The sequence below is a fragment of the Blastococcus aggregatus genome (genome assembly GCF_900221005.1).
Lineage (GTDB): Bacteria > Actinomycetota > Actinomycetes > Mycobacteriales > Geodermatophilaceae > Blastococcus > Blastococcus aggregatus.
The window spans coordinates 22,220-48,029 of record NZ_OBQI01000006.1 but is presented as its reverse complement, the minus strand read 5'-3'; the positions used below and the strand labels follow the sequence as shown (position 1 = coordinate 48,029).

At 74.0% G+C, this 25,810-nt stretch carries 26 protein-coding genes; 20 read left to right on the top strand and 6 right to left on the bottom strand.

The annotated features are described in order from the left end of the window. The 8 genes from purB (at position 1) to CRP29_RS18410 (ending at position 7,823) form a co-directional block, all read left to right on the top strand. Positions 1 to 1,308: an adenylosuccinate lyase gene (gene purB / locus CRP29_RS18445; RefSeq protein WP_097196539.1), complete on the top strand. Its 1,308-nt coding sequence runs from the start codon at positions 1 to 3 to the stop codon at positions 1,306 to 1,308. Continuing rightward, positions 1,305 to 2,165 carry a phosphoribosylaminoimidazolesuccinocarboxamide synthase gene (locus CRP29_RS18440; RefSeq protein ID WP_097196538.1) on the top strand — a complete coding sequence of 287 codons (861 nt, stop codon included), beginning with the start codon at positions 1,305 to 1,307 and terminating at the stop codon, positions 2,163 to 2,165. Before purB ends, CRP29_RS18440 begins: the two co-directional genes overlap by 4 nt. Positions 2,166 to 2,286: 121 nt before the next feature. After that, positions 2,287 to 3,165: an endonuclease domain-containing protein gene (locus CRP29_RS18435; RefSeq protein ID WP_176523040.1), complete on the top strand. Its 879-nt coding sequence runs from the start codon at positions 2,287 to 2,289 to the stop codon at positions 3,163 to 3,165. Between the two features lie 151 nt (positions 3,166 to 3,316). Continuing rightward, a complete protein-coding gene (gene purS, locus CRP29_RS18430; RefSeq protein WP_040338692.1) occupies positions 3,317 to 3,556 on the top strand; it encodes a phosphoribosylformylglycinamidine synthase subunit PurS in 240 nt (79 codons plus the stop codon). An 11-nt stretch (positions 3,557 to 3,567) separates the two neighbouring features. Further along, positions 3,568 to 4,239 (top strand): phosphoribosylformylglycinamidine synthase subunit PurQ, encoded by a 672-nt coding sequence (purQ, locus tag CRP29_RS18425; RefSeq protein WP_097196536.1) that lies wholly within the window; start codon positions 3,568 to 3,570, stop codon positions 4,237 to 4,239. A gap of 76 nt (positions 4,240 to 4,315) precedes the next feature. Next, positions 4,316 to 6,604: a phosphoribosylformylglycinamidine synthase subunit PurL gene (purL, locus tag CRP29_RS18420; RefSeq protein ID WP_097196535.1), complete on the top strand. Its 2,289-nt coding sequence runs from the start codon at positions 4,316 to 4,318 to the stop codon at positions 6,602 to 6,604. Continuing rightward, positions 6,604 to 6,993 carry a sterol carrier family protein gene (locus tag CRP29_RS18415; protein ID WP_097196534.1) on the top strand — a complete coding sequence of 130 codons (390 nt, stop codon included), beginning with the start codon at positions 6,604 to 6,606 and terminating at the stop codon, positions 6,991 to 6,993. The genes purL and CRP29_RS18415 overlap by 1 nt, the downstream gene beginning before the upstream one ends. Positions 6,994 to 7,052: 59 nt before the next feature. Further along, positions 7,053 to 7,823 (top strand): acyl-CoA thioesterase domain-containing protein, encoded by a 771-nt coding sequence (locus CRP29_RS18410; protein ID WP_097196533.1) that lies wholly within the window; start codon positions 7,053 to 7,055, stop codon positions 7,821 to 7,823. A gap of 58 nt (positions 7,824 to 7,881) precedes the next feature. Here CRP29_RS18410 and CRP29_RS22880 read toward each other — a convergent pair whose 3' ends face one another. Both CRP29_RS22880 and CRP29_RS18405 read right to left on the bottom strand, forming a co-directional pair. Further along, positions 7,882 to 8,040, bottom strand: a complete 159-nt coding sequence (locus tag CRP29_RS22880) for an MFS transporter small subunit (RefSeq protein WP_176523033.1) — start codon at positions 8,038 to 8,040, stop codon at positions 7,882 to 7,884. Further along, on the bottom strand, positions 8,037 to 9,446 hold the full coding sequence (locus tag CRP29_RS18405; protein ID WP_097196789.1) for an OFA family MFS transporter: 1,410 nt from the start codon (positions 9,444 to 9,446) through the stop codon (positions 8,037 to 8,039). The genes CRP29_RS22880 and CRP29_RS18405 overlap by 4 nt, the downstream gene beginning before the upstream one ends. Before the next feature lie 195 nt (positions 9,447 to 9,641). On the opposite strand from CRP29_RS18405, the gene CRP29_RS18400 reads away from it, so the two are divergent. Together CRP29_RS18400 and CRP29_RS18395 are read left to right on the top strand one after the other, a co-directional pair. Further along, positions 9,642 to 10,733 carry an S-(hydroxymethyl)mycothiol dehydrogenase gene (locus tag CRP29_RS18400; protein WP_097196532.1) on the top strand — a complete coding sequence of 364 codons (1,092 nt, stop codon included), beginning with the start codon at positions 9,642 to 9,644 and terminating at the stop codon, positions 10,731 to 10,733. Further along, positions 10,730 to 11,341, top strand: a complete 612-nt coding sequence (locus CRP29_RS18395; protein ID WP_097196531.1) for an MBL fold metallo-hydrolase — start codon at positions 10,730 to 10,732, stop codon at positions 11,339 to 11,341. The genes CRP29_RS18400 and CRP29_RS18395 overlap by 4 nt, the downstream gene beginning before the upstream one ends. On the opposite strand, the gene CRP29_RS18390 is transcribed toward CRP29_RS18395, so the two are convergent. After that, positions 11,338 to 11,982, bottom strand: coding sequence for a DUF5701 family protein (locus CRP29_RS18390; protein ID WP_176523039.1), 645 nt, complete (start codon positions 11,980 to 11,982; stop codon positions 11,338 to 11,340). The two genes, CRP29_RS18395 and CRP29_RS18390, sit on opposite strands and share 4 nt — an antisense overlap. A gap of 163 nt (positions 11,983 to 12,145) precedes the next feature. Between CRP29_RS18390 and purF the strand changes: the two genes are divergently transcribed. Beyond that, positions 12,146 to 13,684, top strand: a complete 1,539-nt coding sequence (purF, locus tag CRP29_RS18385; RefSeq protein WP_097196530.1) for an amidophosphoribosyltransferase — start codon at positions 12,146 to 12,148, stop codon at positions 13,682 to 13,684. Then, positions 13,681 to 14,742, top strand: coding sequence for a phosphoribosylformylglycinamidine cyclo-ligase (gene purM / locus CRP29_RS18380; RefSeq protein WP_097196529.1), 1,062 nt, complete (start codon positions 13,681 to 13,683; stop codon positions 14,740 to 14,742). Before purF ends, purM begins: the two co-directional genes overlap by 4 nt. Positions 14,743 to 14,896: 154 nt before the next feature. Here purM and CRP29_RS18375 read toward each other — a convergent pair whose 3' ends face one another. Continuing rightward, the gene (locus CRP29_RS18375; RefSeq protein WP_091982312.1) at positions 14,897 to 15,124 is read right to left on the bottom strand and encodes a DUF3073 domain-containing protein; all 228 of its coding nucleotides are present in this window, start codon (positions 15,122 to 15,124) and stop codon (positions 14,897 to 14,899) included. A 164-nt stretch (positions 15,125 to 15,288) separates the two neighbouring features. Beyond that, a complete protein-coding gene (locus CRP29_RS18370) occupies positions 15,289 to 16,353 on the bottom strand; it encodes a Glu/Leu/Phe/Val family dehydrogenase (RefSeq protein ID WP_097196528.1) in 1,065 nt (354 codons plus the stop codon). A gap of 150 nt (positions 16,354 to 16,503) precedes the next feature. On the opposite strand from CRP29_RS18370, the gene CRP29_RS18365 reads away from it, so the two are divergent. From CRP29_RS18365 to mftG, 7 genes are all read left to right on the top strand, one after another. Further along, positions 16,504 to 17,487 carry a sugar ABC transporter substrate-binding protein gene (locus CRP29_RS18365; RefSeq protein ID WP_097196527.1) on the top strand — a complete coding sequence of 328 codons (984 nt, stop codon included), beginning with the start codon at positions 16,504 to 16,506 and terminating at the stop codon, positions 17,485 to 17,487. Between the two features lie 8 nt (positions 17,488 to 17,495). Next, on the top strand, positions 17,496 to 18,575 hold the full coding sequence (locus tag CRP29_RS18360; protein ID WP_097196526.1) for an ABC transporter permease: 1,080 nt from the start codon (positions 17,496 to 17,498) through the stop codon (positions 18,573 to 18,575). Next, entirely contained in the window at positions 18,572 to 19,354 is a 783-nt protein-coding gene (locus CRP29_RS18355) for an ATP-binding cassette domain-containing protein (RefSeq protein ID WP_097196525.1), read from the top strand. Before CRP29_RS18360 ends, CRP29_RS18355 begins: the two co-directional genes overlap by 4 nt. 149 nt (positions 19,355 to 19,503) lie before the next feature. Then, positions 19,504 to 20,856, top strand: coding sequence for a M23 family metallopeptidase (locus CRP29_RS18350; RefSeq protein WP_097196524.1), 1,353 nt, complete (start codon positions 19,504 to 19,506; stop codon positions 20,854 to 20,856). 25 nt (positions 20,857 to 20,881) lie between these two features. Beyond that, positions 20,882 to 21,751 (top strand): MBL fold metallo-hydrolase, encoded by an 870-nt coding sequence (locus CRP29_RS18345; RefSeq protein ID WP_097196523.1) that lies wholly within the window; start codon positions 20,882 to 20,884, stop codon positions 21,749 to 21,751. Next, a complete protein-coding gene (locus CRP29_RS18340) occupies positions 21,748 to 23,061 on the top strand; it encodes a class I adenylate-forming enzyme family protein (RefSeq protein ID WP_097196522.1) in 1,314 nt (437 codons plus the stop codon). The genes CRP29_RS18345 and CRP29_RS18340 overlap by 4 nt, the downstream gene beginning before the upstream one ends. 17 nt (positions 23,062 to 23,078) lie before the next feature. Continuing rightward, positions 23,079 to 24,572, top strand: a complete 1,494-nt coding sequence (gene mftG / locus CRP29_RS18335; RefSeq protein ID WP_245853031.1) for a mycofactocin dehydrogenase MftG — start codon at positions 23,079 to 23,081, stop codon at positions 24,570 to 24,572. 64 nt (positions 24,573 to 24,636) lie between these two features. Here mftG and CRP29_RS18330 read toward each other — a convergent pair whose 3' ends face one another. Then, complete coding sequence (locus CRP29_RS18330; protein ID WP_097196521.1) at positions 24,637 to 24,852, bottom strand: hypothetical protein; 216 nt, start codon at positions 24,850 to 24,852, stop codon at positions 24,637 to 24,639. Between the two features lie 254 nt (positions 24,853 to 25,106). On the opposite strand from CRP29_RS18330, the gene CRP29_RS18325 reads away from it, so the two are divergent. Continuing rightward, entirely contained in the window at positions 25,107 to 25,784 is a 678-nt protein-coding gene (locus tag CRP29_RS18325; RefSeq protein WP_097196520.1) for a phosphodiesterase, read from the top strand. Positions 25,785 to 25,810: the final 26 nt, after the last annotated feature.

Below are 25,810 nucleotides of genomic sequence, written 5' to 3'. Positions count from 1 at the left end.
ATGATCGAGCGCTACACGCTCCCCGAGATGGGGCGCGTCTGGAGCGACCAGCACAAGTACGAGCTGTGGTGCCGGGTCGAGACGCTGGTCCTCGAGGCGCACGCCGCTGCGGGCCGGGTGCCCGCCGAGGTCGTCGAGCCGGTGCGCAACGCGCCCCCGCCCACCCCGGAGCGGGTCGCGGAGATCGAGGAGACGACGCAGCACGACGTCATCGCCTTCCTCACCGCCTGGGCCGACAACACCGAGCCCCGCTCGGCCGCCGCCTACGTGCACCACGGCATGACGTCGTCGGACCTGCTGGACACCGCGCTCGCGATCCAGCTCACCGACGCCACCGACGTGCTGCTCGACAAGGCCGACCGGCTGGTCGCGGCGCTGCGCGACCACGGGCTGGCCCACCGGTCGACGATCAAGGTCGGCCGGACGCACGGCGTGCACGCCGAGCCCGTCGTCTGGGGGCACCGGGTCGCCGACCTCGCCTTCGCCGCCGCCCGCTCGCGTGACCGGCTGCGCGCCGCACGGGACGCCGTCGGCGTCGTGGCCATCTCCGGGGCCGTCGGCACGTACTCGCTGATCGACCCGTCGGTCGAGGCCACCGTCGCCGAGGCGCTGGAGCTGCGGCCGGCCGACGCCTCGACGCAGGTGGTGCTGCGGGACGGCATCAGCGAGTGGGTCTCGGCGCTGGCGATCATCGCCACGGTCTGCGAGGCGATCGCGCTGGAGGTCCGGCACGGCCAGCGGACCGAGGTCCGCGAGCTGTCCGAGGCGTTCGGGTCGGGCCAGAAGGGCTCGAGCGCGATGCCGCACAAGAAGAACCCGATCCGGTCCGAGCGCATCGCCGGGCTCGCCCGGGTCGTGCGCGCGGCGATCGTGCCGGTGATGGAGGGCATCCCGCTGTGGCACGAGCGGGACATCTCGCACTCGTCCACCGAGCGGGTCTTCCTGCCCGACGCCGCGATCACCACCGACTACCTGCTGAACCTCACCGCGGGCCTGGTGGAGAACCTGGTCGTCGACGCCGACCGGATGCGCGCGAACCTGGAGTCGACCGGCGGGCTGATCTACACCTCGTCGGTACTGCTGGAGCTGGTCGAGGGCGGCCTGTCCCGCGAGGACGCCTACGCGCTGGTGCAGACGGCGGCGATGGAGACCTGGAACAGCGGCGTGCCGTTCCGGGAGACGCTCCGCGCGCGGGCCGCCGCCTCGTCGGTGACGCTGGACGAAGCCCGGCTGGACGAGATCTGCCGGCCCGAGCGCTACGTGGCCAACCTCGGGCCGCTGTTCGACCGGCTCGCGGCGCTGTCGTGACCGTCGACCTGCCCCTCGTCGCCCGCGGCAAGGTGCGGGAGGTCTACGACGCCGGCTCCGACCGGCTGCTGCTCGTCGCCTCGGACCGGATCTCGGCGTACGACGTCGTGCTGCCGACGCCGATCCCGGACAAGGGGCGGGTGCTCACCCGGCTGTCCGTGTGGTGGTTCGAGCAGCTGACGCCGGTGCTGTCGTCCTTCGGCGCGACGCACCACCTGGTGTCGGCCACGGACGTGCCCGCGGCGGTGGCCGGGCGCGCCATGCTCGTGCGGCGGCTGGAGATGCTCCCGGTGGAGTGCGTGGCGCGCGGCTACCTCTCCGGCGGCGGCACGAAGGAGTACGAGCGCACCGGCTCGATCCGCGACGTCGTCCTGCCGGCGGGTCTGGTCGAGGGCTCGCAGCTGCCGACGCCGGTGTTCACGCCGTCCACCAAGGCCGAGATCGGCGAGCACGACGAGCCGATCGACTTCCCGCGGGTGGTCTCGCTGGTGGGGGCCGAGCGCGCGGAGGAGCTGCGGGAGCTGACCCTGGCGCTGTACCGGCGCGGCGCGGAGATCGCCCGCGACGCGGGGATCGTGCTGGCGGACACGAAGTTCGAGTTCGGGTTGTCCGGCGGCGGGCTGGTGCTCGGCGACGAGGTGCTCACCCCGGACTCCTCCCGCTTCTGGCCGGCCGACACGTGGGCGCCCGGCTCGGTGCAGCCCTCCTACGACAAGCAGTTCGTGCGGGACTGGCTGACGTCGTCCGGCTGGGACCGCGTCTCCGCGCCGCCCGAGCTGCCCGCCGACGTCGTCGCCGCCACCCGCGAGCGCTACGTCACCGCCTACGAGCGCCTCACCGGCACCCCCTTCGCCTAGCCCGTCCCGCCGAGTGCGACGAACTCGTGGCCATCACCGCCTCATCGCCACGAGTTCGTCGCACTCGATGCCCTGTGGACGAGCAGAGCGAGCCCGGGCCACGGCCCGGCAGGCTGCCCGGGTGCCGACGCCACCCGTCCCGCCGCGTCTGGGGGCCCCCTCCGACCGGCGCGGCGCGATGGCCGCCGGTGTCAGCGACTGGCAGCTGCGGCACCGTGAGGTCGTCCGCTCGTCGAGGGACACCTACCTGCCGCGGGCCGGGGTCGACGAGCTGCGTCAGCGCATCGACGCCGTCCTCCTGGGTGCTCCGCCGGGCGCCGTCCTCAGCCACCTGACCGCCGCGGCGCTGTGGCGCTTCGAGGTCCCGCTCGTCGGCGACGACCGGAGGGTGCACCTGTCGGTACCGCCGGGGAGCCGGGTCCGCTCGCGCGCGGACCGCGTCGTCCACGCGTCGCCGGTCCCTGGACCGGAGACCCGCCGCCTCCATGGACTGCTCGTCACGTCCGCGAGCCGGACGTGGATGGACCTCGCGGCGGTGGTCCCTCCGGCCGCCCTCCTGGCGGTCACCGACCAGATGCTGGCCCGTCGCTTCCCGGCCGACGAGTTCCCCGCCGTCGTCGCACGCGCGCGGGGCCGACGCGGGGTGGCGACGGCGCGCGCCGTGATGTCCCTGGGCGACCCGCTCGCGGGCTCGCCGATGGAGTCGGTGCTGCGGTGGATCCTGCTGGAGGCGGGTCTGCCGTGCCCCGTCCTGCAGCACGTCATCCGCGCGCGCGGACGGTTCCTCGGCCAGGTGGACATGGCCTGGCCGGACCGGAGGGTGCTGGTCGAGTTCGACGGCGAGGTGCACCGCGAGCGCAGGGTCTTCGTCGACGACGTCCGGCGGCAGAACGGGCTCGTGCTGGCCGGGTGGACGGTGCTCCGCTTCACCTCCGCGGACGTCCTGGGGCGGCCGCAGCATGTGCTGGCCACCATCCGCGCGGCTCTCGGGCTCGCCTGAACCAACGAGTGCGACGAACTCGTGGCCATCAGCGGCTGATCGCCACGAGTTCGTCGCACTCGACAGGTCGATGCGCCGATGTGGGCGAGGGGCAGGGCGGGGAGACGAGGGTCACCGGGGCGGGCGCGGTGGCCCCGGTACGCTCGTCGGCGTGTCCCGTGTGGTCGTCGATGTGGTCCTCAAGCCGGAGATCTCCGACCCCCAGGGGCAGGCGGTCCTGGGTGCGCTCGGCCGGCTGGGTCACGACAGCGTGCGCAGCGTCCGCCAGGGCAAGCACTTCGTGCTCGAGGTCGACGGGACGCCCGACGAGGCCGAGCTGAAGCAGATCGCCGAGACGCTGCTGGCCAACCCGGTCATCGAGGACGTCGAACTGCACCTCCCCAAGGACTGAGAGAGCAGACCGTGCGCATCGGTGTCATCACCTTCCCGGGCTCCCTGGACGACGTCGACGCCGCCCGCGCGGTCCGGCTCGCCGGCGGTGAGCCGGTCGCGCTGTGGCACGGCGACCACGACCTGAAGGACGTCGACGCCGTCGTCCTCCCCGGTGGCTTCTCCTACGGCGACTACCTGCGGGCCGGTGCCATCGCCGCCCGCTCGCCGCTGATGCAGGACGTCGTGGCAGCCGCGCACGGCGGCCTCCCGGTGCTGGGCATCTGCAACGGCTTCCAGGTGCTCTGCGAGGCTGGCCTGCTGCCCGGCGCGCTGACCCGCAACAGCCACCTGCACTTCCGCAACCGCGACCAGCTGCTCCGCGTGGAGCGCGCCGACACCGCGTGGACCGGTGACTACGCGGATGGCCAGGAGATCCTCATCCCGGTGAAGAACGGCGAGGGCCGCTACGTCGCCGCCGACGCCGACCTCGACCGCCTCGAGGGGGAGAACCGGGTGGTGTTCCGCTACGTCGGGGGCAACCCGAACGGCTCGAGCCGCGACATCGCCGGTGTCACCAGCGAGAACGGCCGGGTCGTGGGCCTCATGCCGCACCCGGAGCACGCGGTCGAGGACCTCACCGGCCCGAGCACCGACGGCCTGGGCTTCTTCACCAGCGTCCTGAAGGCGGTCGTGAACGCGTGAACGCGAGAACGACGCCCGAGCGAGCATCGCAGGGAGCGCCAGCGACCGAGGAGCGGAACGAGGGGGGAGTCGAGCAATGAGCATCGACACCGTCGACGTCGCCGCCCAGAACCCGGACGACGAGCAGCCCTGGGCCGAGCTCGGCCTCAAGGCCGACGAGTACGCCCGCATCCGGGAGATCCTCGGCCGCCGCCCCACCACGGCCGAGCTCGCGATGTACAGCGTCATGTGGAGCGAGCACTGCTCCTACAAGAGCAGCAAGGTCCACCTCAGGCAGTTCGGTGACCTCCCGAAGAGCGACGCCCTGCTCGTCGGCATCGGCGAGAACGCCGGCGTCGTCGACGTCGGCGAGGGCTACGCGGTCACCTTCAAGGTGGAGAGCCACAACCACCCCAGCTACGTCGAGCCCTACCAGGGCGCGGCCACCGGGGTCGGCGGCATCGTCCGCGACATCCTGACCATGGGCGCCCGCCCGATCGCGGTCATGGACAGCCTCCGCTTCGGCCGCGCCGACGCCCCCGACACCGCCCGCGTGCTGCCCGGCGTCGTCGCCGGCGTCGGTGGCTACGGCAACTGCCTGGGCCTGCCCAACATCGGCGGCGAGCTGCTGTTCGACGAGTGCTACACCGGGAACCCGCTGGTCAACGCCCTGTGCGTCGGCGTCATGAAGCACGAGGACGTGCACCTGGCCAAGGCCGAGGGTGCCGGCAACAAGGTCGTCCTGTTCGGTGCCCGCACCGGTGGCGACGGCATCGGCGGCGTCAGCGTCCTGGCCTCGGAGACCTTCGATGCGGAGGGCCCGGCCAAGCGCCCCGCCGTCCAGGTGGGCGACCCGTTCACCGAGAAGCTGCTCATCGAGGCGTGCCTCGAGCTCTTCGCCCAGGACCTCGTCACCGGCATCCAGGACCTCGGCGGCGCGGGCCTGTCCTGCGCGACGAGCGAGCTGGCCAGCGCCGGCACCGGCGGCATGCACGTCGACCTCGAGACCGTCCCGCTGCGCGACAGCACGCTCACGCCCGCCGAGATCCTGATGAGCGAGTCGCAGGAGCGCATGTGCGCGATCGTCGAGCCGGGCAAGGTCGAGCAGTTCCTCGCCGTCTGCCGCAAGTGGGACGTCCGCGCCGCCGTCATCGGTGAGGTCACCGACGGCGACCGGCTCACCGTCGACTGGCACGGCGAGCGGATCGTCGACGTCCCGCCGCGGACCGTCGCCCACGAGGGCCCGGTCTACGAGCGCCCGATGCAGCGCCCGGCCGACCTCGACGCCCTCCAGGCCGACGACCCCGCCCGCCTGACGCGGCCGGCCACGCCCGCCGAGCTGCAGGCGCACTGGCTCGCCGTCGTCAGCAGCCCGGATGGCGCGGACAAGAGCTGGGTCACCGAGCAGTACGACCGCTACGTCCGCGGCAACACGGTGCTGGCCCAGCCCGAGGACGCCGGCGTCGTGCGCATCGACGAGCAGAGCTTCCTGGGCATCGCGCTCTCCCTCGACGGCAACGCCCGGTTCGCCCGGCTCGACCCCTACACCGGCACCCGGCTCAACCTCGCCGAGGCCTACCGCAACGTCGCCGCGACCGGTGCGACGCCGCTGGCCGTCACCAACTGCCTCAACTTCGGCTCCCCGGAGAACCCCGAGGTCATGTGGCAGTTCGCCGAGGCCGTCCGTGGCCTGGCCGACGGCTGCCGCGAGCTCGGTCTGCCGGTCACCGGCGGCAACGTGAGCCTCTACAACCAGACCGGCGACGTCGCCATCAACCCGACCCCGGTCATCGGTGTGCTCGGCGTGCACGAGGACGTCCGCACCCGGATCCCGAGCGGCTGGCGGAACGCGGGCGAGACCGTCCTGCTGCTCGGCGAGACCCGGCCCGAGTTCGGCGGCTCCGCCTGGGCGAGCGTCGTGCACGGCCACCTCGGCGGGCGGCCGCCGGTGGTCGACCTCGCGGCGGAGCGCTCGCTGGCCGAGCTGCTGGCCGCGCTGGGCCGCGACAGGCTGGTCGCTTCCGCGCACGACCTGGCCGACGGTGGGCTCGCGCAGGCGCTCACCGAGTCCGCGCTGCGCTACGGCACCGGCGCCCGGCTGGCGCTCGGCGACGACGCGTTCACCGCGCTGTTCAGCGAGTCCGCGGCGCGCGTCGTCGTCACGACGACGGAGCCCGACCGGGTGCGGAACGTCGCCGCTGCTGCCGGTGTCCAGGTCACCGACCTGGGGACGACGGGCGGCGAGGCGCTGGTCCTCGACGGCGTGCTCGACCTGCCGCTGGCCGAGCTGCGCGCCGCGTGGAGCGCCACGTTGCCGGCGCTGTTCGGCGGACCCGAGCACAGCACCGTGTTCACCGTCCCGGCGGGCACCGTCCCGACCAGCTGATGGCCGGCACCGCCCCGATCCCGGCCGACGAGCTGCGGTCCGCCGTCGATCCGGTGCGCCCCTGGCTCGCCGGCGAGGTCGAGCGCCCCTCGCGCGCGGTGGTCGGGGCCGCGGTGAAGACGAGCGCGCGCTGGCTGGCCCAGCAGGTGCCCGGCCGGTCGGTGGAGCTGCGGGTGCCGCCGCACGTCGCCGTCCAGTGCATCGAGGGGCCGCGCCACACCCGGGGGACGCCGCCGAACGTCATCGAGACCGACGCCGCCACCTGGCTGCGCCTGGCCAGCGGCCTGATCACCTGGGCGGACGCCGTCGCCGAGGGGACGGTCGTCGCCAGCGGCAACCGCGCCGACCTCTCGGCCCTGCTGCCGCTGCGGCCCCTCACCCGGCCCTGAGCACCCGTCGGGCATGCTCGACACCCGGGCGGACGGGCCGCCACTCGCACGGAGGTGTCATGCAGGCGTCGTTCACGCCCGACGGGGACCGGCTGGTGCCCTCGCCGACGGCGGCCAGCCCGTGGTCGGACGAGATGCTCAACGGTCACCACATGGGCGGGCTCGTGGGCTGGGGTGTCCAGCGCGACGCCGCGGACCCGGAGTTCCAGCTCTCCCGCATGACGGTGGACATGGTCCGCGCGGTGCCGATGGTCCCGCTGCTCGTGGAGACCCGGCGCACCCGTGACGGTCGCCGGCTGCGCGCGGTCGACGTGAGCGTGCTGGCCGACGGCGTCGAGGTCCTGCACGGCTCGGCCGTGCTGCTCCGCCGCTCCGAGCACCCCGACTCGGAGCCGTTCACGCCCCAGCCGTGGGACGTGCCCCCGCCCGAGGCGATCGAGGGCGGGCCCAGCGGGGCCATGTCGTGGGAGATCCGGCGGATCAACGAGTGGGGCGCGCCCGGACCGGGCCGGGTGTGGATGCGGGAGACCGCCGACTTCGTGGCCGGCGAGCCGCTCACCCCGCTGCTGCGGGCGGCCCTGATGGCCGACTTCACCAACCCGCTGTCGAACTCGGGCCGCGACGGGCTGGCCTTCATCAACACCGACGTGACCCTGTACCTGGCCCGCGACCCCCGCGGCGAGTGGATCGGGATGGAGAGCGCGGGCCACCTCGGTCACGACGGCGTCGCCTTCGGCACCACGTGGATGTACGACCGGGACGGGCTCATCGGGCACGGCGTGGCCGGGGCGCTCCCCGACCCCCGGATCCAGGCCCGCCAGCGCTCGTAGCGACGCCCCCGCCCGCGGGATGCGGGCGAGGGCGTCGGGGACCGGTCGAGCGCCGGGTTCAGCCGCCGAAGAGCGAGCTCGCCGTCTTCACCGTCTGGTACAGCCCGTAGGCCAGCGGTACGCCCACGAGGGTCCACGCGAACGCGATGAGTCCCGTGGGGGTGTGGGTGGGCTGCTGGCTGCCGCTCGAGGCGGGGGTCGATGCGGAGGAGCTCATCGGACGGCGCTCGCTTCCTGGGTGGAGGGGGAGGGTGGGGACGTCGGCTCGTGCCACTTGGCCGCCACCGGCTTGACCAGCAGGTTGGCGATGAAGCCGATCACCAGCAGGCCGACCATGATGAACAGCGCCGGTCGGTAGTCCCCGGCGACCAGCTCACCGGGCTCGCCCTCGGCCAGGTCCAGCACGCCGTTGATGATCAGCGGCCCGGCGATACCGGCAGCCGACCACGCGGTGAGCAACCGGCCGTGGATGGCGCCGACCTGGAACGTGCCGAAGAGGTCGCGCAGGTAGGCCGGGACGGTGGAGAACCCGCCGCCGTAGAAGCTGATGATGATCGCGGCGGTGATGACGAAGATCCAGGTCGCGGAGCTGCCGAGCGTGGCCAGGACGACGTAGAGCGCGATGCCGACGCCGAGGTAGACCATGTAGATCGGCTTGCGGCCGATGTAGTCCGACGTGGTGGACCACACGAAGCGGCCGCCCATGTTGAACAGCGACAGCAGCCCGACGAAACCGGCGGCCGTCGCGGCGGTGACCGCGGAGGTCTCACCGTCGCGGAAGAAGTCCTGGATCATGGGTGCGGCCTGCTCGAGGATGCCGATCCCGGCGGTCACGTTGCAGAACAGCACGATCCACAGCAGCCAGAACTGCGGCGTCCTGATCGCGTTGTTGGCCGAGACGTTGTCGGTGGTGACGAGCGCCTTCTGCTTGACCGTCGAGGGGTCGAACCCGACCGGCTTCCAGCCGTCGGCCGGCACCCGCACGATGAGGGCGCCGAAGCTCATGAACAGGGCGTAGAGCACGGCGAGGGTCAGGAAGAGCAGCGCGACCGACTCGCCGCTCGGCACGGTGCCGGCGGTGCCGTCGTAGTCGGCGTCGTAGAAGTTCATCAGCTGGCGGGACAGCGGCGAGGCGATCAGCGCACCACCGCCGAAGCCCATGATCGCCATGCCGGTGGCCAGGCCCGGGCGGTCGGGGAACCACTTGATCAGCGTCGAGACCGGCGAGATGTAGCCGATGCCCAGACCGATGCCGCCGATGACTCCGTAGCCGAGGTAGAGCAGCCACAGCTGCTCGGTGGCGATGCCGAGCGAACCGACGAGGAAGCCGGTCACCCAGAACGCGGCGGAGGTGGCCATCGCCGCACGCGGGCCGTTGCGGTCGACCCAGGTGCCGAAGACCGCGGCGGACAGGCCGAGCATCACGATCGCGATCGAGAAGATGATGCCGATCGAGGTGAGGCTGGCGTCGAAGTGCTCGACGAGCGCGGTCTTGTAGACGCTGGTCGCGTACGCCTGGCCGATGCACAGGTGGACGGCGAGGGCGGCCGGTGGGATCAGCCACCGGTTGAAGCCGGGCCGCGCGATGATGCGCTCGCGGGCCAGGAAGCTGGGAACGGCCACGGACGGGACCTCCGGGGACGGGCGGCGGTGCGGCCGGTCGGACGCGACCCGGCTGCGCACTGTCGTGTGTGTCACAGCCGCTTGGCAACGTACGACGGCGGTGGTCTGCGCGCCCGTTCAACGGGGATCCGTGACGTTCGCGTGACCGTCGGGGGCCGGGCTGCCGCGGAGGCGCTGCCCGCCTAGGCTCGGCCCATGGCCTACGAGGTGAAGGGCGTCGTCGCCCGCAGCAAGGGTGCTCCCGTCACGATCGAGACGATCCTGGTGCCCGACCCGGGCCCGGGCGAGGCCGTCGTCGACATCGCGGCGTGCGGGGTCTGCCACACCGACCTGCACTACCGCGAGGGCGGCATCAACGACGACTACCCGTTCCTGCTCGGCCACGAGGCCGCCGGCACCGTGGCCGCGGTCGGCGAGGGCGTCACCAACGTGGCGGTCGGCGACTACGTGGTCCTCAACTGGCGGGCCGTCTGCGGCCAGTGCCGTGCCTGCCTCAGGGGCGAGCCGAAGTACTGCTTCGCCACCCACAACGCCGCGCAGAAGATGACGCTGGCCGACGGCACGGAGCTCTCCCCGGCGCTGGGCATCGGCGCCTTCGCCGAGAAGACGCTGGTCCACTCCGGCCAGTGCACGAAGGTCGACCCGGCCGCCCCGCCGGCGTCCGCGGGCCTGCTCGGCTGCGGCGTGATGGCCGGCGTGGGCGCGGCGATCAACACCGGTGCGGTGCAGCGCGGCGAGAGCGTGGCCGTCTTCGGCTGCGGCGGCGTCGGTGACGCCGCGATCGCCGGTGCCAAGCTCGCCGGGGCGACGACGATCATCGCCGTCGACATCTCCGACACCAAGCTCGCGTGGGCCGAGAAGTTCGGCGCCACGCACACGGTGAACTCGAAGGAGACCGACCCGGTCGAGGCGATCAGGGCGCTGACCGGCGGTTTCGGCGTCGACGTCGCCATCGACGCGGTCGGTCACCCCGCCGTCTTCGAGCAGGCCTTCTACGCCCGCGACCTCGCCGGGCGGGTCGTCATGGTCGGCGTCCCGACGCCGGGCATGGAGATCACGCTGCCGGCCACCGAGGTCTTCGGCCGCGGCGGCTCGATCAAGTCCTCCTGGTACGGCGACTGCCTGCCCAGCCGCGACTTCCCGATGCTCGTCGACCTCTACCTTCAGGGCCGCTTCGACCTCGACGCCTTCGTCTCCGAGACGATCGGCCTCGGGGACGTCGAGGAGGCGTTCGAGAAGATGCACAAGGGCGAGGTCCTGCGCTCCGTCGTGGTGTTCGACAAGTGAGCACCGCGCGGATCGAGAAGGTCGTCGTCAGCGGCGTGTTCTCCCTCGACGGGCAGGACTTCGACGTCGACAACAACGTCTGGCTGGTCGGGGACGACGCCGAGGTGCTCGTCATCGACGCCGCGCACGACGCCGCCCCCATCGTCGAGGCGATCGGCGGCCGCACGGTCACCGCGATCGTCCTGACGCACGGGCACAACGACCACATCACCGCCGCCCCCGCGCTCCGCGAGGCCACCGGCGCGGAGATCTGGTTCAACCCGGCCGACCGGATGCTCTGGGACATGACCCATGCCGACGCGACGCCCGACCGGGACCTGACCGCCGGCACCCGGTTCACCGTCGCCGGGACGACGCTCACCGCGCTGCACACGCCGGGTCACTCCCCGGGCAGCACCTGCCTGCACGCCCCGGACCTCACCACCGTCTTCACCGGGGACACGCTGTTCTGCGGCGGCCCCGGCGCCACGGGTCGCTCGTTCAGCGACCACCCGACGATCCTGGACTCGATCCGGTCGCAGCTGTTCAGCCTGCACGGCGACACGGTGGTGAAGACCGGCCACGGCGACGACACCACGATCGCCGGGGAGCTCCGCAACCTGGACTAGCCGGCGAGCGGGTCGCGGCGGGCGGCGGAGGCGAAGCCGAGCCAGGTGTGCCGGTTGCCCGCCCAGCACCAGCCGACCTTCGGTGCGCCCCGGCGGGCCCTGCCGTCCCGGCCGGTGCCGTTGCTGATCCACAGCGCCGGCGTGCGGGAGTCCAGCCGGCCGTTCGGCTTCCGCAGGCGGGAGCCGATCGTCATGAAGCAGGCGGTGCGCTCCAGCACGTCGGGGCACTGCAACAGCCAGGCGATCCCCTCGGTCAGGGTGAGCGGCGTCCGACCCGCCTCGACGATCGCGGGCAGCGCCTCGTCCGGGCTCCAGTTCGCCAGCTCGTCGCCGCGGTCCGGGCCGGCGACGGTGTAGACCGGACCGTCGGGGACCTCCACCCCTGGGATCGGGCCGAACGCGTCGACGTCGGTCATGTCCTCGACGACGAAGCCGGGCCGCTCGTCCAGGCAGAGCAGCGGGGCCAGGACCGACGCCGGCGCCAGGGTCGGGTGGACGACCAGCAGCGCGTCGCCGCCGGCGGAGACAGCCGCGGCCCGCAGGTCGGCAGCGGGGAGCCCCGCCCGTTCGTGCACGCCCAGCGCGACGAGGCGCTCGGCCTGGGCGGCGGGGGAGGGCAGGGTGAGCGAGGCGACGGGCACGAGCGACCTCCGGGGAGCGACGACGGACCACGGTCAACGCGCACCGCCGGCAACGGGTTCCCGGCCCGCGACACGGCTGGTGAGCTGCACGGACACGCCGCAGGGTGACCCGCCCCACTCCTCCCGGGCTGGGCATCGGCCCGCGCGCCGGTACGGTGGGCGGGTGCCTCGCGGTGATGGACGGCTCACGCACGACCTCGACCCCCACAACCCCGGACCTCAGGACGCCTGCGGCGTCTTCGGTGTCTGGGCGCCGGGTGAAGAGGTCGCGAAGCTGACCTATTTCGGCCTGTACGCCCTCCAGCACCGCGGTCAGGAGGCGGCCGGGATCGCGGTGTCCGACGGCACCTCCGTGGTCGTCTACAAGGACCTCGGGCTGGTCAGCCAGGTCTTCGACGAGGCCACGCTGGGCAGCCTGCGCGGCCACCAGGCGGTCGGCCACACGCGGTACTCCACGACCGGCGCCTCCACCTGGGAGAACGCCCAGCCGACGTTCCGCACCACCGAGGCCGGCACCGGCCTGGCGCTGTGCCACAACGGCAACCTGGTCAACACCGCCGAGCTGGCCGTCAAGGCCGCCGACGCCGGGGTGCCGGGTGCGTTCGTCGCGACCAACGACTCGGACCTGATCACCGCGCTCATCGCCGCCCGCCCCGACCTCTCGGTCGAGGCCGCCGCGATGGAGGTGCTGCCCCAGCTGCGCGGCGCGTTCAGCCTCACGTTCATGGACGAGGACACCCTCTACGCCGCCCGCGACCCGCAGGGCGTCCGCCCGCTGGTGCTGGGCCGGCTGGAGCGCGGCTGGGTCGTGGCGAGCGAGACCGCCGCGCTGGACATCGTCGGTGCCTCGGTGGTCCGCGAGGTCGAGCCGGGCGAGCTCATCGCGATCGACGAGAACGGGCTGCGCAGCCAGCACTTCGCGACCGCCCAGCCCAAGGGCTGCGTCTTCGAGTACGTCTACCTCGCCCGCCCCGACACCACGATCTCCGGCCGGGGCGTGCACGCCGCCCGCGTCGAGATCGGCCGGCGGCTGGCCAAGGAGCACCCGGTCGAGGCCGACCTGGTCATCCCGGTGCCGGAGTCGGGGACGCCGGCCGCGGTCGGGTACGCGCAGGCCTCCGGTATCCCCTACGGCCTGGGGCTGGTCAAGAACTCCTACGTCGGGCGCACCTTCATCCAGCCGTCGCAGACCATCCGGCAGCTCGGCATCCGGCTGAAGCTCAACCCGCTCCGCGACGTCATCCGCGGCAAGCGACTGGTGGTCGTCGACGACTCGATCGTCCGTGGCAACACCCAGCGCGCCCTGGTCCGGATGCTGCGCGAGGCCGGCGCCGTCGAGGTGCACGTCCGCATCGCCTCGCCGCCGGTGAAGTGGCCGTGCTTCTACGGCATCGACTTCGCCAGCCCGGCCGAGCTGGTCGCCAACGGGCTGGACATCGACGGCGTGCGCGCCTCGATCAACGCCGACTCCCTGGGCTACGTCTCCGAGCAGGGCCTGATCGCCGCCACCGAGCAGCCCGCCAACCGGCTGTGCACCGCCTGCTTCACCGGGAAGTACCCGATCCCGCTCGAGCAGCCCGAGGTGCTCGGCAAGCACGTGCTCGAGGGCATCGAGAGCCGTGCCCTGACCGGCTGGACCGGTCAGCAGGCCGGCAGCGCGACCGTCCCCGGTGGTGCCGAGGACGCTCTGCTGCGGCCGTGAGCCAGGAGTTCACCTACGCGGCCGCCGGCGTCGACATCGACGCCGGAGAGCGCGCGGTCACGCTGATGAGGTCGGCGGTCGCCCGGACCAACCGGCCCGAGGTCGTCGGCGGGCTCGGCGGCTTCGCCGGGCTCTTCGCCCTGGACACCGCCAAGTACCGGAAGCCGCTCCTCGCCTCGTCCACCGACGGCGTCGGCACCAAGATCGCGCTCGCCCGGCAGCTCGACCGGCACGACACCGTCGGCATCGACCTGGTGGCCATGGTCGTCGACGACCTGGTGGCCTGCGGCGCCGAGCCGCTGTTCCTCCAGGACTACGTGGCCTGCGGCAAGGTCGTCCCCGAGCGGATCGCCGCGATCGTCACCGGCATCGCGACCGGCTGCACGCTGGCCGGCGCCGCGCTGGTCGGCGGGGAGACCGCCGAGCACGGCGACCTGATGGACGCCGACGAGTACGACCTCGCGGCCACCGCGGTGGGCGTGGTCGAGGCCGACGCCGTCCTGGGACCTGAGCGGGTGCGCGCGGGCGACGTCGTCGTCGCCATGTCCTCCAGCGGCTTCCACTCCAACGGCTACTCGCTGGTGCGCCGCGTCGTCGCGGCCGCCGGGCTCGACCTGCACGCCACGCCCGCCGGGCTGACCCGCCCGCTGGGCGAGGAGCTGCTCGAGCCGACCCGCATCTACGCGCTGGACTGCCTGGCGCTCGTCGCGCGGCACGGCGTCGAGGACGTGCACGCCTTCGCCCACATCACCGGCGGTGGGCTGGCCGGCAACACCGCGCGGGTGGTGCCCGACGGGCTCCAGGCGGTGCTCGACCGCGGCACGTGGGCGCTCCCGACGGCGGTGCGGCTGATGGAGGAGCACGGCGTCCCGCGCGAGGAGTCCGAGCGCGCGTTCAACTGCGGGGTCGGCATGGTCGCCGCCGTCGCCCCCGACGTGGCCGACGCGGTCGTCGCGCAGCTCACCGCCGCAGGCATCGACTCCTGGATCGCCGGCACCCTGCAGGTGCGCACGGACGACGACGCCCCGGCCGCGCGCCTGGTGGGCACCTACCGCTGACGGCTCGGACTTTCGGTGCAGAAAGTCCGCAGAGGTGCCGGACTTTCGGTGCAGAAAGTCCGCTCGCGGTCCGGACGACGACGCACGAGTGCACCGCCTCCCCCGCAGGAAAGGCGGTGCGTCGTGTCAGCTGGACCGGATCAGCGTCGCCGCGTCAGCGGGTGGCCGCCCAGTCGTCCCCGGAGTCGTCGTCCGCGGCCCAGCGGTCGGCGTACTCGTCGTCCTCGTCCTCGTCGTCGTCCGCTGCCGCGCTCGGCGCGGTGTAGGTCGACGACGATCCGGCCAACTCCCGCTGGAGAGCGGTGAGGTCGGTGTTCGGTGAGCTGTACTTGAGCTCACGGGCCACGCGTGTCTGCTTGGCCTTCGCTCGGCCGCGCCCCATCGGCTCGACCCCCTCGCTACGGAGTGCTGGCGTCCAGCCCGTGGGCTTGACGGCCCGCGTGGCGACCCCGGCTGAGTGACTATGTCCTGGCCAACATTACGACACGGATCCGCGGCGGGCACACGTCCCCTCCCCGAGCGTGGAAACGGCCGGGTCCGGGCAGGTCAGCGGGGCAGCCGGATGGTCGCCAGCCGGCCCACCGAGCGGATGCGCTCCTCGGCCAGCCGGTCGGCCGCCACGGCGGGGGAGACGCCGTCGGCATCGGCCGTCCGGAACACCCGCTGGGCGACGTCGAAGATGCCGGCGGCCCGTTCCCGGGCGCGCTCGAAGGAGAAGCCGTGCCGCTCGTCCTCGACCTGGATGACGCCGCCGGCGTTCACCAGGTAGTCCGGCGCGTAGAGGATCCCGCGGGCGAGCAGGTCGTCGGCGATCCGCGGGGTGACCAGCTGGTTGTTGGCGCCGCCGCAGACGATCCGGGCCGGCAGCGTCGCCACGGTCGCCGCGTCCAGCGCCCCGCCCAGGGCGCAGGGTGCGTAGACGTCGTGCGGCATGCCGACCAGCTCGGCGGTGTCGGCCGCGACCCGTACCTGCGGGTGGCGGGCGCGCACGCGGTCGACCGCCGCCGGGTCGACGTCGGTGACCACGAGCTCCGCGCCGTCGGCGGCCAGCAGGTCCACCAGCTCGGAGCCCACCTTGCCGACGCCGGCGACCGCGACCGTGCGCCCGGCCAGCGACGGCGTCCCCCAGCGGTGCTCCGCCGCGGCGCGCATGCCCTGGAACACGCCGTAGGCGGTGAGCACGGAGGAGTCGCCGCAGCCGCCGTAGGCCAGTGAGCGCCCGTGCGCGAAGCGCGTCTCCCGGGCGACGACGTCGAGGTCGGCGTTGTAGGTGCCGACGTCGCAGGCGGTCAGGTAGCGCCCGCCGAGGGCCTCGACGAAGCGGCCGTAGGCGCGCAGCAGCGCCTCGGTCTTGTCCGTGCGCGGGTCGCCGATGATCACCGCCTTGCCGCCGCCGAGGTCGAGACCGGCCAGGCTGTTCTTGTAGGACATGGCCCGCGACAGCCGCAGCGCGTCGGCGACGGCGTCGTCCTCGGTGGCGTACGGGTAGAACCGGGTGCCGCCGAGCGCGGGGCCGAGGGCGGTCGAGTGGATCGCGATCACGGCCCGGAGGCCGGAGCCCGGGTCGCTGCAGAAGACGACCTGCTCGTGGCCCGAGCCCAGAATGTCCACGGCGCCGAGGGTAGAACGCACCCTCGACCAGCCGGAGCGTCGCACCGGCCGGACAGGACCGGCGCCGTCCGGGCAGGCATCATGTCCCGTTGGACACCCGACGGAGGGCAGCGCCCGCTCTGCCGCACCGTGGCACACAGGAGGACTCCCATGCCCGCACCCAGGCGACTTCTCGCGTTCGCGCTGGCCGCGCCGCTGCTGCTCGCGTCGTGCACCACCGACGGCGGCGACTCGGACGACGGCGGCTCCGCGAACGCCGGCGGGGGATCCGACGGCGACCTGAGCGTCACCGTCATCACGCACGGCTCGGCGGGCGACGCGTTCTGGGACGTCGTCCAGAACGGCGCCGAGGCCGCCGGCGAGGACCTCGGCGTCGACGTCGACTACCAGAGCGACGGCGACCCCCAACGTCAGGCGCAGCTCATCGACGCCGCGGTGAACCAGGGCGTGGACGGCATCGTGGTCTCCATGGCCAACCCGGACGCCCTCCAGGAGTCGGTCGAGTCCGCGGTCGCCGCGGGCATCCCGGTCGTCACCATCAACTCCGGCGGGGACCGCTCGACGGAGTTCGGCGCCATCGGCCACGTGGGCCAGGACGAGACGATCGCCGGCGAGGGAGCCGGCCGCGAGCTCGCCGCCGAGGGGGCGAGCAACGTGCTGTGCGTCATCCACGAGGCCGGCAACATCGGCCACGAGCAGCGCTGCGCGGGCGCGGCCACCGGCCTGGGCGCGACGGTCACCCCGGTGCAGGTGGACATCAACGACCTGACCGGCGCGCAGTCGACGATCACCTCGCAGCTGCAGAGCGACCCCACCATCGACGCCGTCCTGGCGCTGAACTCGGCCGTCGCCGCGGTGGCCGTCGAATCGGCCGCGGACGCCGGCTCCGACGCCAGCATCGCCACGTTCGACCTCAACCAGGACGTCATCGGCGGCATCCAGGACGGCTCGATCGCCTTCGCCGTGGACCAGCAGCAGTACGAGCAGGGCTACCTGCCGGTCGTGATGCTCAAGCTCTACGCCGAGAACCTCAACACCGTCGGCGGCGGCCAGCCGGTTCTGACCGGCCCCGGGATCGTCGATGCCACGAACGTCGACGAGATCGCCGACCTGGCCTCGGCCGGCACGCGCTGAGCACCGCGATGGCGCCCGTCCCGGCGGACCCCGGGGCCGGGGCGGCGGGGGGCCCATCGACGCAGCGGGCCGACGAGCGGCTGTCCGCCGTGGGCCCGCTGCGCCGGCTGCTGGTCAAACCCGAGCTCGGGGCGCTGGTCGGCGCCATCGCGGTCTTCACGTTCTTCGCCGTGCAGTCCGAGGTCTTCCGGTCGGCGCGCGGCATCGCCAACTGGCTGGACCCGGCCTCGACGCTGGGGATCATGGCGGTCGCCGTCGCCCTGCTCATGATCGGCGGGCACTTCGACCTCTCCGCCGGCGTGATGTCGGGGACGACGGCGCTGACCGTCGCGATCGTCGCCGTCGAGTACGAGCAGAACATCTGGGTGGCCATCGGCGTCTCGCTGGTCGTCGCCCTGCTGCTCGGCTTCTTCAACGGCTGGCTGGTGACCCGGACCGGCCTGCCCAGCTTCATCATCACGCTGGGCACCTTCCTCATGCTCCAGGGCCTGAACCTGGGCCTGACGAAACTGCTGACCGGCACGGTGACCGCCACGGGCCTGGCCTCGGTGCCCGGGTACGCGAGCGCCGAGTGGGTGTTCGCCTCGCGCATGACGATCCTCGGGGCCGAGGTGCGCGTCGCCGTCCTCTGGTGGGTGCTGTTCACGGCCGTGGCCAGCTGGGTGCTGCTGCGCACCCGCTTCGGCAACTGGGTCTTCGCGACCGGCGGTGACGAGGTCGCCGCCCGCAACGTCGGCGTCCCCGCGCGGCGGACGACGATCGCGCTGTTCATGACGACGTCGACGGCGGCCTGGTTCGTCGGGACGACGCTGGCCGTGCGGCTGACCTCGGTGCAGGCGAACACCGGCACCGGGCAGGAGCTCATCTACATCGTGGCGGCGGTCATCGGCGGCTGCCTGCTCACCGGCGGCTTCGGCTCGGCGATCGGCGCCTCGCTCGGCGCGCTGATCTTCGGCATGACCCAGCTGGGCATCCCGTACCTGCGCTGGGACGCCGACTGGTTCTACTTCTTCCTGGGGGCCATGTTGCTGCTCGCGGTGCTGGCCAACCGGCTCGTCCGGCGGTACGCCGAGGCGGCCCGACGATGACGGCCCCCCTGCTCGAGCTGCGCGACGTGGGCAAGGACTACGGCTCGGTCATCGCCCTGGACGGCATCAGCACCACCGTGCGCGCCGGTGAGGTGACCTGCGTCCTCGGCGACAACGGCGCGGGCAAGTCCACGCTGATCAAGATCCTTTCCGGGGTGCACCGCGCCGACCGCGGTCAGCTGCTGCTGGACGGGCGGCCGGCCGACTTCGGCTCGCCCCGCGAGGCGCTGGACGCCGGCATCGCGACGGTCTACCAGGACCTCGCGATGATCCCGCTGATGGCGATCTGGCGGAACTTCTTCCTCGGGGCGGAGCCCACCCGCGGCTGGGGGCCCTTCCGGCGGTTCGACGCGGCGCGGGCGAAGGACGCCACCCGCCGCGAGCTCTCCGCCATGGGCATCGACATCCGCGATCCCGACCAGCCCGTGGGCACACTGTCGGGCGGCGAGCGGCAGTCGGTCGCGATCGCGCGGGCGGTGCACTTCGGCGCCCGGGTGCTGATCCTGGACGAGCCGACGTCGGCGCTGGGCGTGAAGCAGGCCGGCGTGGTCCTGCGGTACGTGGCGCAGGCGCGGGACCGGGGCGTCGGCGTCGTGCTGATCACGCACAACCCGCACCACGCGCATCCGGTGGGGGACCGCTTCCTGGTGCTCAACCGGGGACGCAGCCTGGGCGAGTTCGCCAAGGCCGACGTGAGCCGGGACGAGCTCACCCGGCTGATGGCCGGCGGGGCGGAGCTGGACCAGCTGGCGCACGAGCTCGAGCGGCCGTCGACCTGATCCTGTCGACATACCGACGGTTCCGAGACGGTGACTGAACGAAGTTGACGCGGCGCGTCTGATGGTGCGCGTGTTGCCTTTGTGACTGGCGGTGACGCTGCGACTCTCGTCGAGCACGTCACCCCCTTCCCCTTCCCCGGGAGCCCGTCATGTTCCAGCGCCGTCCGTCGATCCCGACGACCGCGCGTCCGCAGGCCCGTCGGTCCCGCTCGCTGCGGTCCGGTCTGGTGGCGATCCTGGCCGGGACGGCGCTCGTGGTCACCGCCGCGCCCGCCCTCGCCGTGCCGCCCGCGCCGCCGAACCCCAGCGACAGCGAGATCGGTGCCGCCAAGGCGCAGCAGGACGCCGCCGCCGCCGAGGTGGGCCGCATCGCGGGTCTGGTCGCGACCGCCGAGGCCGAGCTGGAGCGCCTGGGCGTGCAGGCCGAGGCGGCCGGCACCGCCTACGAGGCGGCCAACGAGGCGCTGCAGGTGGCGCAGGGCAAGGCGGACGAGGCCGCGTCCCAGCTGCAGGTGGCCGCCGAGGCGGTGGCTGCCGCGCAGGTCCGGATCGCCGCCTTCTCGCGGGACAGCTACATGCAGGGCGCGTCGATGAGCACCTCGGCCGTGCTGCTGAGCGCCACGGGACCGGCCGAGCTGATCCAGCGCGCGGCGATGCTCGACTACGTCGGGGCGAACAAGGTCGACGTCCTGGCCGACATGGAGGTCGCCCGCGTCGCGCAGGCCGAGGCGGAGGCGGGCGCCCGCGCCGCGCGCGACGAGATGGCCGCGGCCGAGGAGACGGCAGCGGCGGCCAAGGCGCAGGCCGACGGGCAGGTCGCCGTCCAGCGGGGGGCCTACGCCGAGATCGAGGCCCAGAAGGACGCCTACGAGACCCAGCTCGAGGCCGCGAACATCGCGCTGCTCCAGATGCAGGGCGCCCGCAACGCCCACCAGCAGTGGCAGCAGCAGAAGGCGGCCGAGGAGGCCGCGCAGAAGGCGGCGGCCGAGCGCGCGGCGGCCGAGGCCGCGGCGGCCGCGGCGGCCGCCCGGAACGCACCCAGCCGGTCCCCCGTGAGCAACGGGAGCTCGGGCGGCGGGGGAGGCGCCTCGTCCGGCCCGTACGTGAAGCCGACGTCGGGCCGGGTGTCCAGCTGCTTCGGCGCCCGCTGGGGCACGCTGCACGGCGGCGTCGACATCGCGGCTCCGATCGGAACGCCCATCTACGCGGCTCACGGCGGCGTGGTGCAGCGCGCGGGCACCGCCAGCGGGTTCGGCTACGCCGTCTGGATCCTCGGCGACGACGGGTACGTCACCGTCTACGGGCACGTGAACAAGTACTTCGTCCGCGCCGGCGAGCGGGTGCGCGCCGGTGAGGAGATCGCCGAGGTCGGCAACCGCGGCGAGTCCACCGGGCCGCACCTGCACTTCGAGGTGCACTCCCGCGGCGTCATGTACGGCGGGCAGATCGAGCCGGTCGACTGGCTGCGCGCCCGCGGCATCGACCTGGGCAACGTGTGCTGAGGCACGCGGGGATAGCGTGCCCCGCGTGAAGGCTCCGGTCGATCCGCGCACCAGCTGGCAGCTCCCGGCGTTCGGCGGCATGCCGCGCACCGCCGACCTGGAACCACTGGTCACGCGGGTGCTGGCGCCGAACCCGAACAGGATGACGCTCGACGGCACCAACAGCTACCTGGTCGGCGCACCGGGCAGCGGTGCCGCGGTGCTGGTCGATCCCGGCCCCGACGACCCGGCACACCTCGCCGCGGTGGAGGCGGCGCTGGCCGCACGCGGCGCCCGTGTGGCGGCGGTGCTGGTCACCCACCACCACGGCGACCACGCGGAGGCGGCCCTGCCCTGGGGTGCCCGCTTCGGAGCCCAGGTGATGGCCGGCAGCGGCGACGTCGCCGGCCCCGGCGGGCGCGTGCTCACCGGCGGCGACCGGCTGCGGCTCGCCGGCACCACGGTCGACGTCGTCCCGACGCCCGGGCACTGCTCGGACCACCTGGCCTTCCGGATCGAGTCCGGCGCCGTGCTGGTCGGCGACCACGTCCTGGGCCGCGGCACCTCGGTGGTCACCCATCCCGAGGGCGACGTCGTGGCCTACCTGGAGTCGCTGCGCACCGTCCGCGACCTGGGGCCCAGCGCCCTGTACTGCGGGCACGGCCCCGAGCTGACCGAGGACCCGGGCGCGGTGCTCGACTACTACCTCGCCCACCGCGCCTACCGCGAGGGGCAGGTCGTGGCCGCGTTGCAGGCCGGCGCCACGACCGTGGACGAGCTGGTCGCGGTCATCTACGCGGAGGTGCCGCGCGAGGTCTGGTTCGCCGCCGCGCAGTCGACGCGGGCGACGCTGGACAAGCTGCGCGCCGAGGGCCGCGTCGAGCAGGCCGTCGACGGAACGGTGCGCCCGGCGTGAGCATCCCCGTCGTCCGGAGCGCGGAGAGCGAGCGCGACCAGCGCCGCGCGGCCGCCGCGCTGGCGGCGGCCGGGGTGCGGCGCGGGGATCGGCTGCTGGTCTCGGCCGCGGCGTCGCCCGCCCTGCTGGCCGTCGTGCTCGGCGCGCTGCGGACCGGCATCGTCCCCGTCGTCCTGGATCCGGGGCTGCCGGCCGCGGAACGCGCGGCCCTGGCCGAGGACGCCGATCCGGCGCTCGACGTGGCCGACGACCCCGCCCGCCTGCTCACCGGCACCGACGAGGCGGAGCTCGCCGACGTGCCGCTGGCCCGCCCGATGCACTACACGTCGGGGACGACCGGGCGGCGCAAGGGCGTGTGGTCCGGCGTCCTCGCCGACGACGACGCCCGGGCGCTCGCGGCCGAGGAGATCGAGCTCTGGGGCTTCGACGCCTCCGACCGCCACCTGGTGCTGTCGCCGCTCCACCACAGCGCGCCGCTGCGGTTCGCCATCCACACCCTGCTCGCCGGGGGCGAGGTGCTGCTGCCCGGCCCGTTCGACGCCGAGCGCGCCGCACGGACCATCACCGAGCTGCGGCCCACCACGACGTTCTGCGTGCCCACCCACCTGCAGCGGCTGCTGGCGCGCGACGACATCGACTGGTCCTCCTTCCGCCGGCTGGTGCACGCCGGAGCACCCTGCCCGGAACCGCTCAAGCGGGCGGTGCTCGCGGCGCTCCCCGAGGGCAGCGTGTGGGAGTTCTACGGCTCGACCGAGGCCCAGTTCACCGTCTGCTCGCCGGAGGACTGGCTGGCGCACCCCGGCAGCGTCGGGCGGGCGCGCCCGGGACGCCGGCTGGAGACCGACGAGCGCGGCCAGCTGTGGTGCGCGGTGCCCCGCTGGGCCCGCTTCGAGTACTGGCGGGCGCCGGAGAAGACGGCCGCGGCCTGGCGCGGCGACCGGGTGACCGTCGGCGACCTCGGCCGGGTGGACGACGACGGCGTGGTGTGGCTCGACGGCCGCCGCGAGGACCTCGTCATCTCCGGCGGCGTGAACGTGTACCCCGCCGAGGTGGAGGCGGTGCTCGACGCGCACCCGGGTGTGATCGAGAGCGCGGTGTTCGGCGTGCCCGACGCGGACTGGGGGCAGCGGGTCGTGGGCGCCTACGTCGGCGACGCCGACGTCGACGAGCTGGTCGGCTGGGCCCGCGAGCGCCTCGCGGCCGCCAAGCGGCCCAAGGCGCTGCACCGGGTGACCGAGCTGCCGCGCACCTCCACCGGCAAGGTGCGCCGGCTGGACCTGCCCGACGTGCTCGGCCTCGACGGTGCCTGACCCCCGGTAGGGCAGAAGTGGCCATCTCTGCCCTCGGGGCGGGCTGGGACGTCGTCGTCGTGGGTGCCGGGACGGCCGGATGTGCCCTGGCGGCACGGCTGGCCGACGGCGGCCGGCGGGTGCTGCTGCTCGAGGCCGGCCCGGTGCCGCTGGCGGTGCCGGACTGGCCGGCCGAGGTGCGTGATCCGGCGAGCCTGGCCGCCACCGCGCCCGGGCATCCGCTCAACTGGGACCTCGCGGCCGAGGTGGCCCCCGGTCGGGCCGTGCGCGTGCCGCGGGGCCGGATCGCCGGGGGCTCCAGCGCCCTGAACGCCGCCGTGTGGATCCGCGCCCCCCGGGCCGACCTCGACGGCTGGGCGGCCGCGGGGAACCCGCTGTGGGCGCACGACGCGGTGCTGCCCGCCTTCCGCCGGTCGGAGTCCGACGCAGACTTCGGGACCTCGCCGCTGCACGGCACGGACGGCCCGGTGCCGGTGCGCCGGCTGCCGGGCCCCACGCCGCTGGCCGACGCCTTCGCCGCCGCGAGCGCGGAGCTCGGGTTCGCCGTCGTCGAGGACGAGAACGGCGACGCCGGGCCCGGCCACGGGCGCATCCCGTTCAACGTCGACGGCGGCGTGCGGATCAACACGGCGATGGCCTACCTCGCCCCCCGCCGCGGGCTGCCGGCGCTCACGGTGCGCAGCGGCGTCGTCGTGCGCCGGGTGCTGGTCGAGGGCGGCCGCGCGGTCGGCGTGCTGACCGACGACGGCCCGGTCTCCGCAGGCGAGGTGGTGCTCAGCGCCGGGGCCGTCGGCTCGGCGCACCTGCTGCTGGTCTCCGGGCTGGGGCCGGCGGCCGACCTGGCGGCGGCCGGGATCGACGTCGTCGCGGACCTGCCCGTGGGCGCTGCGTCGAGCGACCACCCGATCGTCTACCTGCCCTACCGCCCGGCCCCGGGCGTGCCGGTGCCCGCGCTGCCCCTGCACGGCGTCCTGCACGCCCCGGTGAGCGGCGGGGAGGTCGAGCTGCTGCCGTGGCTGCGGCCCTTCGGCGTCGATCCCGAGCCGATGATCGGGATCGGGCTCCAGCACCCGGTCGCGCGCGGGCGGTTGACCCTCGATCCGCGCGATCCCGCGGGGCCGCCGCGGCTGGCGTACCGCTACCTGGCCGAGGCGGCCGACCGCCGCGGCCTGCGCGAGGGGGTGCGGCTCGCCGCGTCGCTGCTCCGCACCGCCGCCGTCGCGGGCACCGTGGGGCCGTCGGACGCCCTGCCCGACGCGATCCGGGACGACGACGCCGCGCTGGACGCCTGGATCACGGCCCGGGTCGGCACCGCCGTGCACCTCTCCGCGACCGCGCCGATGGGTTCCGGCGAGGGGGCGGTCGTCGACCAGCACCTGCGGGTGCTGGGTCTCACGGGGCTGCGCGTCGTCGACACCTCGGTGCTGCCCGCGGTGCCCAGCCGGGGGACGGCGGCGACGGCGGTGATGATCGGCGAGCGGGCCGCCGAGCTGATGGCCTCGGCCGGCTGACCGGATCGTCCCGGCGGCGCGCTGACCGCAGCCGCCGGGACGCCGGAGTCGGGGGCGTCCGCGATCAGCGGACGGCGGGCATCTCGTTCGTCGAGGCGCCGGCCATCGGCGACCACGCGTCGGGGTGCGCACGCCCGGCCTGGGCGACCCAGGTCTCGCCGCGACCGGCGCTCGTCGAGCGCGCGACCGTGGCGGGGCGGGCGCTGAGGCTGACGATGAGGGCCAGCAGCACGAGGAGCCCCACGAGGACACCGCCGAGCACCAGGAGCGTCGAGAGCATGCTCAGAAAGTAGTGGTGCGGATCGGTCCGTGTCACGGGGCGCGGCGGTCAGATTGCGCCGAAGATCCCGGCCGCGTTGCGCACTATTCGCCGCTGGTCCCCGGGGCTCGTCCCGCCCGTCACACAGGTCTCCACAACCGGCGCCGGGCCGGCCCACCGTAGCCGTTCGGGCTGGTCAGGGGAACGGGGCGGCCCGCGCTCAGCGTGGTCCCGCCCGGTCCGGGTAGGGAGCGCGCGGCGAGGGGAGGGCGGTCGTGGGAGATCTGGCGCGGGGAGCGGGCCGGCTGGTGGCGGTGCCGTTGGCCGCGCTGGCCCGGTGGCGCGACGGCAAGCCGATGCATCCGCGGGGCGCGGTGTTCGACGCGGTCCTGGAGCGGCACGGTGGGAGCAGGCCGTGGGGCGTGCCGTTCCTCGACACCACGGGGACCGAGGGCGTCGTCGTCCGGGTGTCCCGGGGTGCCGGGTTGCCCGCGTGGCTGCCGGACCTGCTGGGCCTCGCGGTCCGGCTCGGCGGGGAGGACGGGGCGCCGGTCGACCTGCTGCTCTCCAGCACCGGCCGGGGCCGGCTCACCCGGGTCCTGCCGGCGCTCCGCCGCGACACCGCCTCGGCGTACTGCTCGATCATGGCCTACCGCTCGGTCGCGGGATCCCTGCGCATCGCCGCCCTGCCCACCACCGACGGCGTCCCCTCCGATCCCGCACCGCCGGCCGCCGCCGTCCACCGGGGAGCGCTGGTCTTCGTGCTCGCGGCCGCTCGCGGTACGGAGCCGTGGCGGCCCTTCGCCCGGCTGACCCTCGCCGATCCGGTGCGCACGCTGGACCCGGACCTGCGGTTCGACGCCGTCCGCCACCCGCCGCCCGGCCTGGTCCCCGACGGTCCCCTGGCGCGGTTCCGGGCGCCGGCCTACGCCGCCGAGCAGGCCGCCCGCTGACGGCGCGGATCCGGACGATCACCCGA

What these genes read in the sequence shown, in the direction of transcription:
- CRP29_RS18410 (WP_097196533.1), top strand. Translation starts at nt 7,053, where the DNA reads ATGCAGGCGTCGTTCACGCCCGACGGGGACCGGCTGGTGCCCTCGCCG.
- CRP29_RS18415 (WP_097196534.1), top strand. Translation starts at nt 6,604, where the DNA reads ATGGCCGGCACCGCCCCGATCCCGGCCGACGAGCTGCGGTCCGCCGTC.
- CRP29_RS18375 (WP_091982312.1), bottom strand. Translation starts at nt 15,124, where the DNA reads ATGGGGCGCGGCCGAGCGAAGGCCAAGCAGACACGCGTGGCCCGTGAG.
- CRP29_RS18350 (WP_097196524.1), top strand. Translation starts at nt 19,504, where the DNA reads ATGTTCCAGCGCCGTCCGTCGATCCCGACGACCGCGCGTCCGCAGGCC.
- purL (WP_097196535.1), top strand. Translation starts at nt 4,316, where the DNA reads ATGAGCATCGACACCGTCGACGTCGCCGCCCAGAACCCGGACGACGAG.
- CRP29_RS18355 (WP_097196525.1), top strand. Translation starts at nt 18,572, where the DNA reads ATGACGGCCCCCCTGCTCGAGCTGCGCGACGTGGGCAAGGACTACGGC.
- CRP29_RS18400 (WP_097196532.1), top strand. Translation starts at nt 9,642, where the DNA reads ATGGCCTACGAGGTGAAGGGCGTCGTCGCCCGCAGCAAGGGTGCTCCC.
- CRP29_RS18365 (WP_097196527.1), top strand. Translation starts at nt 16,504, where the DNA reads ATGCCCGCACCCAGGCGACTTCTCGCGTTCGCGCTGGCCGCGCCGCTG.
- CRP29_RS18330 (WP_097196521.1), bottom strand. Translation starts at nt 24,852, where the DNA reads ATGCTCTCGACGCTCCTGGTGCTCGGCGGTGTCCTCGTGGGGCTCCTC.
- CRP29_RS22880 (WP_176523033.1), bottom strand. Translation starts at nt 8,040, where the DNA reads ATGAGCTCCTCCGCATCGACCCCCGCCTCGAGCGGCAGCCAGCAGCCC.
- CRP29_RS18360 (WP_097196526.1), top strand. Translation starts at nt 17,496, where the DNA reads ATGGCGCCCGTCCCGGCGGACCCCGGGGCCGGGGCGGCGGGGGGCCCA.
- purB (WP_097196539.1), top strand. Translation starts at nt 1, where the DNA reads ATGATCGAGCGCTACACGCTCCCCGAGATGGGGCGCGTCTGGAGCGAC.